Genomic DNA, 13,016 nt, shown 5'->3' with positions numbered 1-13,016 from the left:
GAGTACGTGGGGCAGGGGTTGCTGGAGGGGTGACGATCGCCCGTCCGCCCGTCCGCTCGCCCGAAGCACCGGGACGGCCGGGACCACCGGGACCGCCTGGACTGTCGGGACCACCGGGGTCCCCGGGGCCTGATTCGAGAAGCGTGGGCCGGGTCCCGCAGGGCCCATTAGGGTGAGGCCATGCCAGCCAGCTACGCGTATCTCGGCCCCGAGGGCACCTTCACCGAGGTGGCCCTGCGGACTCTTCCGGAGTCGGCCACCCGGCAGCTCGTCCCGATGGTGTCGGTCCCCGCGGCGCTCGACGCCGTCCGGGCCGGCGAGGCCGAGGCGGCGTTCGTGCCGATCGAGAACTCGGTGGAGGGCGGCATCACCACCACGGTCGACCAGCTGGCCGTCGGCGAACCGCTGATGATCTACCGCGAGGTGCTCCTCTCGATCACCTTCGCGCTGCTGGTGCGCCCCGGTACGAAGCTCTCCGACATCAAGACGGTCAGCGCGCACCCGGCCGCCCAGCCGCAGGTGCGCATCTGGATGGGCAAGCACCTCCCCGACGTCGTCTGGGAGTCGGCGGCCTCCAACGCGGACGCCGCCCGTCTGGTGCAGGAGGGCCGCTACGACGCAGCCTTCGCGGGCGAGTTCGCGGCGGCGCGGTACGGCCTGGAGGCGCTGGAGACCGGCATCCACGACGCGGAGAACGCGCAGACCCGGTTCGTCCTGGTGGGCAGGCCCGCCCGGCCCGCGGCGCCGACCGGCGCGGACAAGACGTCCGTGGTCATCTGGCAGCGCGACGACCACCCCGGCGCCCTGCTGGAGCTGCTCCAGGAGTTCGCCGTCCGCGGGGTCAACCTGATGCTGCTGCAGTCCCGGCCGACCGGTGAGGGCATCGGCAACTACTGCTTCGCGATCGACGCGGAGGGGCACGTCTCGGACCGCCGGGTGGCGGAGGCGCTGATGGGGCTGAAGCGGATCTGCCCGCAGGTGCGGTTCCTCGGTTCCTATCCGCAGGCCGACGTCGACCCCAGGGACGTGCGCCCGCCGCGGGCCGGTACGTCGGACAGCGAGTTCGCGGCGGCCTGGGACTGGCTGGCGCGCTGCCAGGACGGCCGCTTCTAACGGGTCCGGTTCCAGCGGGTGCGGTTCCAGCGGGTGCGGTTCCAGCGGGTGCGGCCTGTTCGGTCGTACCTGCAGATTTTCTCTGTCCACAGAGTTATCCACAGGCTTGCTTCTCGACCTGGGGACAAGTCGACAACGAAGCGGCATCCGGTCGACAAATCGGCCTGTGGATGCCAACTGTGTCCACACCCCTCCAGATCACCCTTCGTCCACCCGTTTCCGCTGCCCCATCCCTTAGAGGGAAGCGTTTCCACCCGAACGTGGGCGTAGAGAGGGTTTGATTTGCACATCACTCGCGTCGAATGCGGCTTTCGGAATGATCACTTCTGGTGTCCACAGATCTTTCGCACAGCCTGTGGATAACTTTCCCGAACTGTGGATTCCTGTGGACAACCCGCCCCCAAGTCCCGTGCCTCACAAGGGATTCCAGTCAACCCACCGCACGCCGTCCACCCCGATCAGGGAATGAACGCCTTCTCCGTTGACGTGATCCCCCGGCAATGCGATCGCGTCGACAATTACCTCGAAGCATGACAGAAGCGACGGATCGGAATACCGGGTCGTGCCCCGTAACCCCGCACCGGTAGCCTTGCGGGGTGATTGACCTTCGCCTGCTCCGTGAGGACCCCGACCGTGTTCGCGCCTCCCAGCGCGCCCGTGGAGAGGACGTCGCGCTCGTCGACGCCCTCCTCTCCGCCGACGAGCGGCGCAGGTCGTCCGGCGTCCGCTTCGACGAGCTGCGCTCCGAGCAGAGGGCGCTCGGCAAGCTCATCCCCAAGGCCTCGGGCGACGAGAAGGCCGAGCTGCTCCGGAAGACCGGCCGCCTCGCGGCCGACGTCAAGGCGGCCGACGCCGAGCAGCACGAGGCGGACGAGGAGACCAAGCGCCTCCTCCGGCAGCTCGGCAACCTCGTGCACCCCGACGTCCCGGTCGGCGGCGAGGAGGACTTCGTCGTCCTGGAGACGCACGGCACGATCCGCGACTTCGGCGCCGAGGGCTTCGAGCCCAAGGACCACCTGGAGCTCGGCGAGGCGCTGGGCGCCATCGACGTCGAGCGCGGCGCCAAGGTGTCCGGCTCGCGCTTCTACTACCTGACGGGGGTCGGCGCGCTCCTGGAGCTCGCGCTCGTCAACGCGGCGATCGCGCAGGCCACGGAGGCCGGCTTCGTCCCGATGCTGACCCCGGCGCTGGTCCGCCCGCGCGCCATGGAGGGCACCGGCTTCCTCGGTCAGGCCGCGGAGAACGTGTACCACTTGGAGAAGGACGACTACTACCTGGTCGGCACCTCCGAGGTCCCGCTCGCGGCGTACCACATGGACGAGATCCTGGACGCCGACAAGCTGCCGCTGCGCTACGCCGGCTTCTCGCCGTGCTTCCGCCGCGAGGCCGGCACGTACGGCAAGGACACCCGGGGCATCTTCCGCGTGCACCAATTCGACAAGGTCGAGATGTTCTCGTACGTGGCCCCCGAGGACGCGGAGAGCGAGCACCGGCGGCTCCTGGAGTGGGAGAAGCAGTGGCTGACCGGCCTCGGGCTGCCCTTCCAGGTCATCGACGTGGCCTCGGGCGACCTGGGCGCGTCCGCCTCGCGCAAGTTCGACTGCGAGGCGTGGATCCCGACCCAGGGCAAGTACCGCGAGCTGACCTCGGCCTCGAACTGCGACAGCTTCCAGGCCCGCCGCCTGTCGGTGCGCATGCGGGACGGCAAGAAGGTGCAGCCGCTCGCGACGCTGAACGGCACGCTGTGCGCCGTCCCGCGCACGATCGTGGCGATCCTGGAGAACCACCAGCTGGCCGACGGTTCCGTGCAGGTGCCCGAGATGCTCCGTCCCTACCTGGGCGGCCGCGAGGTACTGGAGCCGATCGCCAAGTGACCGGCACCACTGAACCGACCGGGGCGGCCGCGGCGACCGGGCCGACCGGGGCGTTTCCCTACAAGCTCGTGGCGACCGATCTCGACGGGACGCTGCTGCGCTCCGACGACACGGTCTCGGAGCGCACCCGCACGGCACTCGCCGCGACCACCGCGGCGGGCGCCGCGCACCTCGTCGTCACCGGCCGGGCGGTCCCCTGGACCCGGCACATACTGGACGACCTCGGGTACGAGGGGCTCGCGGTGTGCGGACAGGGCGCCCAGGTGTACGACGCCGGGGCGCACCGGCTGCTCACCTCGGTGACCCTCGACCGGCAGGTGGCGGGGCTGGCGCTCGCCAAGATCGAGGCGGAGGTCGGCCCGCTGGCCCTCGCCGCGAGCCGCGACGGCCTCGACGGTGACGTCCTGATCGGTCCCGGCTACCGGGTGCAGGGGCAGCTGAAGGCCGTTGCGTTCACCGACATGGCCGAGCTGTGGGCCGAGCCCTTGACCAAGATGTACATCCAGCACCCCCGCCTCACCGACGACGAGCTGACGGCGGCGGCGCGGGCCGCGGCCGGTTCCCTGGTGAGCCCCGTGATGGCGGGCGAGGGCATCGTGGAGCTCCTGCCCCTGGGGCTGTCGAAGGCGACGGGGCTCTCGCTGGCGGCCCGCCGGCTGGGCGTGAAGGCCGCCGACACGATCGCCTTCGGCGACATGCCGAACGACATCCCGATGTTCGCCTGGTCGTCCCACGGCGTGGCGATGGCCAACGCCCACACCGAACTCAAGGCCGTGGCCGACGAGATGACCACGTCGAACGACGAGGACGGCATCGCGGTGGTCCTGGAACGACTGCTGGGCTAGCAACGGGGAAGCAGCCGGGTGGGCGGCCCGCGCCAAGGTGCGCGCTCGAAGCGGCCGCCCCGGACAGCTCCCTCACGGGGCCGGACTCGACGGAGCTGACTACTCCGGAGCCCGCGCACTGCCCTGCCGGGAGCTCGACGAACCACCGCTGACGGGCATCGTCGCGCTCCTCTCCCGGACTGCGACGCCGGACGGACCCGGCGTTTCGGACACGACCACTGTGCCCGGGGGCCGGGCCGGGCGCCACCGAATAAAACGGCATCCGGCCCGGTGCCTCCCACCGGGGATCAGCCGCGCCGCCACCTGCGGCGCCGCGCCTTGCTGAAGAACCAGCCGGCGGGCGGCTCGTCGGCGCGCCAGGGCTGCGGCTCGGGTCCGCCGTCGCGCCAGCGGGCGGCGAGCATACGGGCACGCGCCGACGGCTCGGCCGTACCGGCGGACCGTATGAAGTCGTCGTCGAGGACCGGTTCGTCCCAGGCCTCGCCGGCGCCCTCGCCCCGGTTCGCGCCGCCGTCGCCGTCGCCGGGACCCTGTCCGTCACTCCGTGGTGTCTGCGCAGCCATCCCCGTTCCTCCTCGTCGCATCCCTTCGGGCCAGTGTGCCGCCGCCCCCGTAGGACGGACCTCAAGAGCGGGCCGCCCCGGACCGCTGGGGCCGCGGGGCCTCCCGGGGCTACTCCTCGCCGGCCAGCGTCAGCGTCCGCAGCTTCTGGCCCGCGAACCAGGTGGCGGCGACGGTCACCACGACCAGCAGCACCGTGCCGGTGGCGAGGCTCACGTCCGAGGTGACGAGGTCCCCGGACACCTTGTGGCCCACGGCGAGCGACCACTGCTGCACGCTGAGGGTCTTCGCCCCCGAGACCAGCGTCCCGAAGAGGGCCTCCCAGACGAGCGCGTAGACGAGCCCGAAGACCACCGCGTGCCGCGTGATCGTGCCGAGCAGCAGGAAGAGCGCGGCGTACGCGATGGAGGCGACCAGCGCCGCCACGGTGTAGGCGACGGCGATCTGCTGGCCGTTCCCGTTGAGGATCATCCCGGCGAGGAACGTCGGGACCGCCGAGAACGCCATGGTGACGGCAACGGCGACGATCAGCTTGGTGAAGATGATCGTGGGGCGCTTGACCGGCTTGGCCAGCAGGTAGACGACCGAGCCGTCGTCGATCTCCGGGCCGATCGCGCCGGTGCCGGCGATGACACCGATGATCGGCACCATCGTGGCGAGCGCGAACCCGCCGAGGACGTCCGCGGCCACCTGGTCGTCGGCGCCCGTGAAGCCGCGTACGGCCACGGAGATGACGATCAGCAGGACGGGCAGGGCGCCCAGGATGAGGGCCCGGCGGCGGCCCAGGAGACCGCGGTAGGTGAGCCGGGCGACTGTGGGGTCGTACATCTTTCGGCCTCCTACGCCGCGACGAGATACGAGAAGACGGACTCAAGGGACTCGTCCGACGGGGAGACCGTGAGCAGCCGGATGCCGTGCTCGCGGGCCACCCGCGGCAGCAGCGCCGTGAAGCGGGGGAAGTCGATGGCCTGGATGTGCAGCGCGCCCTCCTGGAGGTCGACCTCGATGCCGGACGTCGACGGGTCGGCGATGAGCGCGGCCGCGAGGACCCGGTCGTCGCTGGAGCGGACCAGGTAGCGGTGCGGGCGGTCGGTCATCAGGCGGCGGATGCGGCGGAAGTCGCCGCTCGCCGCGTGCCGTCCGGCGACGATCACCTCGATGTGCGAGGCGAGCTGCTCGACCTCCTCCAGGATGTGCGAGGAGAAGAGGACCGTGCGGCCCTCGTCGCCCATACGCCGCAGCAGGTCCATCAGCTGCATGCGCTGGCGCGGGTCCATGCCGTTGAAGGGCTCGTCGAGCAGGAGCAGCGACGGGTCGTGGACGAGCGCGGAGGCCATCTTCACGCGCTGGCGCATGCCCTTGGAGTACGTCGAGATCTTGCGGTCCTGCGCGTACTCCATCTCCACCGTGGCGAGCGCGCGGTGCGCGGCCCTGTCGCCGAGTCCGTGCAGCTCGGCGTTGGCGACGACGAACTCGCGCCCCGTGAGGAAGTCGTACATCGCCTCGCGCTCGGGGACGATGCCGATGTGCTGGTAGATCTCCTCGTTGCGCCAGGTCGGCCGGCCGTCGAGGGTGACGGAGCCGGTGGAGGGGGCCAGGAAGCCGCCCATCATGTTGATGAGGGTGGACTTCCCGGCGCCGTTCGGGCCGAGCAGTCCGGTGACGCCGGGGCCGATGGTCATGGTGATGTCGTTGACGGCCACCACGTTGCCGAACCAGCGTGAGACGTGGTCGATGGTGAGTGTGCTCATGGGCGCGGCCCGTTCCTCAGGGGGGTGGTGGCGGACGACGGACGGACGGTCACAGCCCGACCTTTCGGTAGCGGCGCATCAGGAGGCCGTAGCAGCCCGCGACGAGTCCCAGGACGACGAGCAGGTAGACGACGCCCTGCGCACCGGAGGGGCCTTCGCCGCCGGGGAAGGCGGACGAGGCGCCGAGGAACGCGGTCTGGACCCCGTCGATGAGCGTGATGGGCGAGAAGAGCCCGAGCCAGGCGATCGCGTCGGTGCTGGACTGGTCGTAGGCGATGGCCTGGACGGTGGAGACCGCCCCGTAGGAGATCGTCAGCACGGCGATGACGGCGGCGATGCCGAAGCCGCGGCGCGGGGTGACCGCCGAGATGACGAGGCCGATGCCGGCGAAGAGCAGGGAGAGCAGTGCCACGGAGACGAGCCCTTGCGCGAAGCCCTTGGTCTGGTCGGTGAAGTCGAGTTTGGCCAGCAGCGCGCCCACGTACAGCACGAGGAGCGGTGCGGCGGTGAGCATGAACAGCGCCGAGGCCAGGGCGGCGTACTTGGCGCGTACGTAGTCGCCGGTCTCGATGGGGCGCGAGAAGTACAGGGGGACGGTCTTGAAGCGCAGGTCGCGGGAGACGGACTGCGGTCCCTGGGAGGCGACGTACAGGCCGATGACGGCCTGCATGATGATCGCGTAGCGCGTGTAGTCGACGGGCAGGTCCTTCGCCTTGGTGGCGACGGCGACCGCGACCATGATCAGCGCGGGGACGCACATCACCACGAAGAGCAGCATCGGCAGCACCTTGGACTTCACCGACCTGCCCAGGCCGTACGCGCCGCGCAGGGACTGCGAGTAGAGCGAGCGGCGGGCGTACGCGCGTCCCAGGCGCGGGCCGTCGTAGTTGCGGTAGCCGATGTTGTGGATCCGGGTCTGCTCGCCCGCCCGGACCGGGGCCGGGGCCGTCTGTGCCTGGGGCTGCTCAACCGCCATGGCCGACCGCCTCCTTCCGCTGTTCGTCGCCGTTCTCCGGGGCCGGCCGGGCCTGCGCTTCCCTGGCCGCCTGTTCGTCGCTGTCCTTGAAGACCTCCGCGATGTGGTGCCTGCGCTGCTCCATGCGCACCAGACCGAGGCCCAGGTCGGCGACGACGTCCCGTACGAGGTCGTAGGTCTCCTCGCCCTGCGCGGTGAGCAGCAGGATGTGGCCCGCGCCGGGGAGGCCGCTGCCGTCGTGGGTCTCGACACCGCGCGCGTGCAGCACCTCGCGCAGGGCGGCGGTGCCGTCCGGGTGCTCGTCCGTGTCGGTGACCTCGACCGCGAGGATCGCGGTGCGCTGGGTGAAGTCGGTGGTGGAGCTGGAGCGCAGGAGCTTGCCGCCGTCGATGACGACGACGTGGTCGCAGGTGCGCTCCAGCTCGCCCAGCAGGTGCGAGGTGACCAGGACGGAGATGCCGAAGTCGGTGTGGATGCGGCGGATCAGGCCGAGCATCTCGTCGCGGCCGACAGGGTCGAGGCCGTTCGTCGGCTCGTCGAGGAAGACCAGCTGCGGGTCGTGGACCAGCGCCTGGGCGAGCTTGACGCGCTGCTTCATGCCCGTCGAGTAGCCGCCGATGGGGCGGTACCGCTCCTCGTAGAGGCCGACGTGGCGAAGCGTGTCCGCGGTGCGCTCACGGGCCGCCGCCGGGGGCAGTCCCGACATGCGCGCCATGTGGACGACGAACTCGGTGGCCGAGACGTCGGGCGGCAGGCAGTCGTGCTCGGGCATGTACCCGACGCGCTCGCGGATGTCGCCGCCCCGGGTGGCGACGTCGAGTCCGAGCACGGCGGCGCGGCCCTCGGTGGCGGGGGACAGACCCAGCAGGATCTTGATCAGTGTGGACTTGCCGGCTCCGTTGGCTCCGACGAGTCCGGTCACACCGGGTCCGACGTCCACGGAGAGCCGGTCAAGAGCGGTCACCCTGGGGAACCGCTTGCTCAGGCTTTCGGTCGCGATCACAGTCACGCTACGAAGGTAGTGGCGCAGGCCACATCAGTCGTCAGACCTGGGAGCTGTATCGCCCTCACTCTCCGGTCGTACGGGCCCGTAGGGGTCACCCTCAGGTCGGGCAACCGGCGGCTGCCGCTCCGCATCCCCGGACCGGCCGGCCCGGCCCGGGGCGTCCCGGTTCGTCCCGGAGACCGGGTTTTCCACAGGTCGCGGACCCGCCCTTGACGTAGCCGCCGGTCATTGTCACATTCATCGGTGTCAGGTTGCGGACGCGTACGGCAAGCGGCTCGGCGGCCCGCGGGGCAGCCGGCTCGGAACGGACGGTGGCATGACGTCGGAAGTGGTCCTCCGGACAGCGCGCGAGCGCCGGGTGCGCACGGGCGGAGTCGAGCTGTGCGTCGCCGAGCTGGGCGATGCCGCGCGGCCCACGGTGGTGCTCGTGCACGGCTATCCGGACTCCAAGGAGGTGTGGTCCGAGGTCGCCGCCCGGCTGGCCGAGCGCTTCCACGTCGTGCTGTACGACGTCCGCGGCCACGGCGGGTCCACCGCACCCCGGCCCCTGCGCGGCGGGTTCACGCTGGAGAAGCTGACGGACGACTTCCTGGCGGTCGCGGACGCGGTCAGCCCGGACCGGCCGGTGCACCTGGTGGGCCACGACTGGGGTTCGGTGCAGGCCTGGGAGTTCACCACGGTCGGACGGACGAAGGGGCGGATCGCCTCCTTCACCTCGATGTCCGGCCCCTCCCTGGACCACTTCGGGCACTGGATCAAGAAGCGCATGACCCGTCCCACGCCCCGCAGGGTCGGCCAGCTGCTCGGTCAGGGCGCCAAGTCCTGGTACGTGTACCTCCTGCACACTCCCGTGCTCCCCGAACTCGCCTGGCGCGGCCCCCTCGGCAGACAGTGGCCGGGCATTCTGCGCAGGCTCGAAGGGGTCCCCGCGGACGGCTACCCGACCCCGTCGCTGCCCAGGGACGCGGCCCACGGCGCCTGGCTGTACCGCGACAACGTCCGTCCGCGCCTGCGCGCTCCCCGTGCCGACGCCTACGCGCACGCGCCCGTGCAGCTCATCACGCCGCTCGGGGACGCGTTCCTGTCGGAGAAGCTCTACGACGAACTGGAGTCGTGGGCGCCCCGGCTGGTGCGCCGCACCCTCCCGGCGAAGCACTGGGTCCCGCGCACCCGGCCCGACCAGCTGGCCGCCTGGATCACCGACTTCGTGACCGCGACCGAGGGCGGCCGTCCCGTGCCACGGGCGCGCGGCCCGCACGCGGAACGCTTCGGCGGGCAGCTCGTGCTGGTCACCGGCGCGGGCAGCGGCATCGGACGGGCCACCGCCCTCGCGTTCGCCGCGGCCGGCGCGCGCGTGGTGGCCGTCGACCGGGACGCCGGCAGCGCGGCGCACACCGCCGAACTGTCCCGCTCGGCCGGCGCCCCACAGGCGTGGGCCGAGACGGTCGACGTCTCGGACGAGCGGGCCATGGAACAGCTCGCGGCGAAGGTCGCCGCCGAGTACGGGGTGGTCGACGTCCTGGTGAACAACGCCGGGATCGGGGTGTCCGGCCCCTTCCTCGACACCGGCGTGGACGACTGGCGCAAGGTCCTCGACGTCAACCTGTGGGGTGTGATCCACGGCTGCCGGCTCTTCGGGAAGCAGATGGCCGAGCGCGGCCAGGGCGGCCACATCGTCAACACCGCGTCGGCGGCCGCGTACCTGCCGTCGAAGGCGCTGCCCGCCTACAGCACCTCCAAGGCGGCGGTGCTGATGCTCAGCGAGTGCCTGCGCGCCGAACTGGCGGGCCGGGGCATCGGGGTCTCGGCGATCTGCCCCGGCTTCGTCAACACGAACATCACGTCGACCGCCCGCTTCACCGGGGTCGACGCGGCCGAGGAGGAACGGCGCCGGAAGAGGTCCGCGCGGCTGTACGGGCTGCGCAACTACCCGCCGGAGAAGGTCGCCGCGGCCGTACTGCGCGCCGTCGTCCGCAACCAGGCCGTGGTGCCCGTGACGGCGGAGGCGCGCGGCGGCCGCCTCCTGTCCCGCCTCGCCCCCGGTGCGCTGCGCGCGATCGCCCGGGTGGAGCCCCGGCTGTGACCGGCGGTCCGGAAGGGCGGGGACGGTGACCGAGGAACCCCCCGGCGCTGCGTACCGGATCGAGGACCTGGCGCACCGCAGCGGCGCCACGGTCCGGACGATCCGCGCCTACCAGGACCGCGGGCTGCTGCCCCGACCCGAGCGGCGCGGCCGTGCCAACGTCTACTCGGACGCGCATCTGGCCCGGCTGCGGCGGATCGCCGAGCTGCTGGACCGCGGCTACACCCTGGCGTCCATCAAGGAACTCCTGGAGGCCTGGGACACGGGACGCGGCCTCGGAGGCGTCCTCGGACTGGTCGCCGAGGTCGACGGTCCGTGGACGGACGAGGAGGCGGTCCGCATCTCGCGGGCCGAGCTCGACGAACGGTTCGGCGGCGCGCCGCACGGGACGGCGGTGGCGGACGCGGGGGTAACCGAGGCAGCGGTGACCGAGGCAGCGGTGACCGAGGCAGCGGTGGCCGAGGCCGTCGAGCTCGGAGTGCTCGAACGCATCCCGGGGCAGGACGACGTGTTCCTCGTACCGAGTCCCCAGGAGCTGGCGGTGGCCGCCGAGTTGCACGGGGCGGGCGTCCCGCTGTCCGCGATCTCCGGTCACCTGCGGGAGCTGAGGGTCCAGGTCGAGCACATCGCCGTGCGGTTCCTGGAGTTCACGACCGAGCACGTCTTCGCCCGCTACCTGGGCGATCGTCCGCCGGCCGACGCCGACGCCACCGAGGCGGCGGCCCTCGTACGGCGGCTGCGGCCGCTCGCCCGGCAGACGGTGGACGCCGAACTGGCGCGGGCGATGCGGCTGTTCGCGCACCGCGAGCTGCGTCGTCACCTGGGCGCGGACGGACACGCTCCCGACAGGGGGAGGACGCGTGACGTGGCGGTGCCGGAGGCGACGGTGACCGCCGTGGAAAGGTCGGTCGGCGCGGAGCACACAGCCGAGTTCTTCGCCCTGGCCGCCGAACGCGAGCTGCGGGCACGGCGCTTGGACGCACTGACCGCACAGGCCGGTTCGTCAAACAAACTTGACGAACCCCCGTGACCGGAGGCCCAGTTGTCCACAGATTCATCAACTGGCGCTGTGGATAACGCATTTACCTGTGGATCAAACCTCGAAGGTCAAAATCGTTCGCGTGATCAGCGTCTCACCAGGCATCCTGACGGAATGAGCCAGAACGACCCGGGGGAAACCGGCGGCGGCACAACCGGCAACGCAACCGGTGGGCCCGTGTCCGGTCTCGACGGGAGACGCGTCGTCAAGGTGTCGAAGTACCTCTCGAAGCATCTGCGGCACCAGCCCGAACGGATCGGGCTCACCCTAGACGAGGGCGGCTGGGTCGAGATCGACATCCTGATCGCCGCGGCGGCCGACCACGGCTTCCGCTTCACCCGGGCCGAGCTCGACCACGTGGTGGCCCACAACGACAAGCGGCGTTTCGCGGTCGAGGGCACCCGGATCCGCGCCAGCCAGGGCCACTCCGTGGAGGTGGACCTGGGGCTGCCCGCGGCGACCCCGCCCGCGTACCTCTACCACGGGACCGTCGCCCCCGCTCTGGACGCGATCCGCGCCGAGGGCCTGCGGCCCATGAACCGGCACGACGTGCACCTCTCGGCGGACCGTGGGACGGCGACCCGCGTCGGCGCCCGCCGCGGCCGTCCCGTCGTGCTCGCCGTGGACGCGGGCGCCATGGACCGCGACGGCCACGTCTTCAGGGTCAGCGCCAACGGCGTCTGGCTCACGGCCGCCGTACCCCCGCGCTACCTGCGCTTTCCGGCGGCGCACCGACCGGGGCGGACCGGAGCCGTGTGCGGAGTCGTGGACGGAGCCGTCCCCCGCGGCCGGCACTTCGGTCGGCCCGGAGGCTGCGCATAGGCTCTGCCGCATGAGTCTGCGTCTGAGCACCGTGATCCTGCCGTACCTCCGCTGGCACGAGGGAGGCCGTGCCGTCTGGCAGCAGGCCGAGCAGTTCGGGTTCCGCACCGCCTTCACGTACGACCACCTGGCGTGGCGGACGTTCCGCGAAGGTCCCTGGTACGGCGCCGTGCCGACGCTGACCGCCGCCGCGGGCGTCACCGACCACATGCGTCTGGGCACGCTGGTGACCTCGCCGAACTTCCGGCACCCGGTGACCCTCGCCAAGGAACTGATCACGCTCGACGACATCTCCGCCGGCCGGATCACGCTGGGCATCGGTGCCGGCGGTTCCGGCTTCGACGCCACCACGCTGCTGCGCACCGGCGAGGAGCCGTGGACGCCGCGTGAGCGCGCCGACCGCTTCGCCGAGTTCGTACCGCTGCTCGACCGGCTGCTCACCGAGGACTCCGTCTCGCACGACGGCACGTTCTACTCGGCGCGGGAGGCCTACAACATCCCCGGCTGCGTCCAGCGGCCCCGGCTGCCCTTCGCCGTGGCCGCCACCGGGCCGCGCGGGCTGAAGCTCGCCGCCGAGCACGGGCAGGCCTGGGTGACCACCGGGGACCCGAAGCTGTTCGAGACCGGGACTCCGGAGCAGTCGGTGCAGGCCCTGCGCGGCCAGGTGGAGAAACTGACCGCCGCGTGCGAGACGGCCGGCCGCGACGTGCGGGATCTCGACAAGGTCCTGCTCACCGGCTTCACCCCGGACCGCGGCCGTCCCCTGGAGTCCCTCGACGCGTTCGTCGACTTCGCGGGGCGTCACCTGGAGATCGGCTTCACGGACATCGTGATCCACTGGCCGATCCCGGACTCCGACTTCGCGGCGGACGAGAAGGTCTTCGAGCGCATCGCGGCGGAGGCGGTCGGGCAGCTGAGCTGACGCCTGTGTCGGCACCGGCCGTCA

General features: G+C 71.6%; 12 protein-coding genes. 7 read left to right on the top strand and 5 right to left on the bottom strand.

Annotated features, from left to right (window positions below; all coding sequences use genetic code 11):
* Nucleotides 1–180: 180 nt before the first annotated feature.
* The 3 genes from pheA to FGF04_RS19010 all read left to right on the top strand — a co-directional run bounded on the left by pheA (nucleotide 181) and on the right by FGF04_RS19010 (nucleotide 3,832).
* Nucleotides 181–1,113: a prephenate dehydratase gene (gene pheA, locus FGF04_RS19020; protein ID WP_149512522.1), complete on the top strand. Its 933-nt coding sequence runs from the start codon at nucleotides 181–183 to the stop codon at nucleotides 1,111–1,113.
* A 596-nt stretch (nucleotides 1,114–1,709) separates the two neighbouring features.
* Nucleotides 1,710–2,987 carry a serine--tRNA ligase gene (serS, locus tag FGF04_RS19015; RefSeq protein WP_149512521.1) on the top strand — a complete coding sequence of 426 codons (1,278 nt, stop codon included), beginning with the start codon at nucleotides 1,710–1,712 and terminating at the stop codon, nucleotides 2,985–2,987.
* Nucleotides 2,984–3,832, top strand: a complete 849-nt coding sequence (locus FGF04_RS19010; protein WP_149512520.1) for an HAD family hydrolase — start codon at nucleotides 2,984–2,986, stop codon at nucleotides 3,830–3,832. The genes serS and FGF04_RS19010 overlap by 4 nt, the downstream gene beginning before the upstream one ends.
* A gap of 287 nt (nucleotides 3,833–4,119) precedes the next feature.
* Here the strand turns inward: FGF04_RS19010 and FGF04_RS19005 are convergent, their stop codons facing one another.
* The 5 genes from FGF04_RS19005 to FGF04_RS18985 all read right to left on the bottom strand — a co-directional run bounded on the left by FGF04_RS19005 (nucleotide 4,120) and on the right by FGF04_RS18985 (nucleotide 8,123).
* Nucleotides 4,120–4,395, bottom strand: coding sequence for an SGM_3592 family protein (locus FGF04_RS19005; RefSeq protein WP_149512519.1), 276 nt, complete (start codon nucleotides 4,393–4,395; stop codon nucleotides 4,120–4,122).
* Between the two features lie 109 nt (nucleotides 4,396–4,504).
* On the bottom strand, nucleotides 4,505–5,221 hold the full coding sequence (locus FGF04_RS19000) for an ABC transporter permease (protein ID WP_149512518.1): 717 nt from the start codon (nucleotides 5,219–5,221) through the stop codon (nucleotides 4,505–4,507).
* Between the two features lie 11 nt (nucleotides 5,222–5,232).
* The gene (locus FGF04_RS18995) at nucleotides 5,233–6,144 is read right to left on the bottom strand and encodes an ABC transporter ATP-binding protein (protein WP_149512517.1); all 912 of its coding nucleotides are present in this window, start codon (nucleotides 6,142–6,144) and stop codon (nucleotides 5,233–5,235) included.
* A 49-nt stretch (nucleotides 6,145–6,193) separates the two neighbouring features.
* Complete coding sequence (locus tag FGF04_RS18990) at nucleotides 6,194–7,120, bottom strand: ABC transporter permease (RefSeq protein ID WP_149512516.1); 927 nt, start codon at nucleotides 7,118–7,120, stop codon at nucleotides 6,194–6,196.
* Entirely contained in the window at nucleotides 7,110–8,123 is a 1,014-nt protein-coding gene (locus tag FGF04_RS18985; protein WP_149512662.1) for an ABC transporter ATP-binding protein, read from the bottom strand. Before FGF04_RS18985 ends, FGF04_RS18990 begins: the two co-directional genes overlap by 11 nt.
* A gap of 319 nt (nucleotides 8,124–8,442) precedes the next feature.
* On the opposite strand from FGF04_RS18985, the gene FGF04_RS18980 reads away from it, so the two are divergent.
* From FGF04_RS18980 to FGF04_RS18965, 4 genes are all read left to right on the top strand, one after another.
* Nucleotides 8,443–10,209 carry an SDR family oxidoreductase gene (locus tag FGF04_RS18980; RefSeq protein ID WP_149512515.1) on the top strand — a complete coding sequence of 589 codons (1,767 nt, stop codon included), beginning with the start codon at nucleotides 8,443–8,445 and terminating at the stop codon, nucleotides 10,207–10,209.
* A 25-nt stretch (nucleotides 10,210–10,234) separates the two neighbouring features.
* Nucleotides 10,235–11,239, top strand: a complete 1,005-nt coding sequence (locus tag FGF04_RS18975; protein WP_149512514.1) for a MerR family transcriptional regulator — start codon at nucleotides 10,235–10,237, stop codon at nucleotides 11,237–11,239.
* A gap of 123 nt (nucleotides 11,240–11,362) precedes the next feature.
* On the top strand, nucleotides 11,363–12,070 hold the full coding sequence (locus tag FGF04_RS18970; protein ID WP_149512513.1) for an RNA 2'-phosphotransferase: 708 nt from the start codon (nucleotides 11,363–11,365) through the stop codon (nucleotides 12,068–12,070).
* A 10-nt stretch (nucleotides 12,071–12,080) separates the two neighbouring features.
* Complete coding sequence (locus FGF04_RS18965; RefSeq protein WP_149512512.1) at nucleotides 12,081–12,992, top strand: LLM class flavin-dependent oxidoreductase; 912 nt, start codon at nucleotides 12,081–12,083, stop codon at nucleotides 12,990–12,992.
* Nucleotides 12,993–13,016 lie beyond the last annotated feature (24 nt).

Source organism: Streptomyces apricus (assembly GCF_008369065.1).
Lineage (GTDB): Bacteria > Actinomycetota > Actinomycetes > Streptomycetales > Streptomycetaceae > Streptomyces > Streptomyces apricus.
This window is presented reverse-complemented; position numbering and strand designations above follow the sequence as displayed.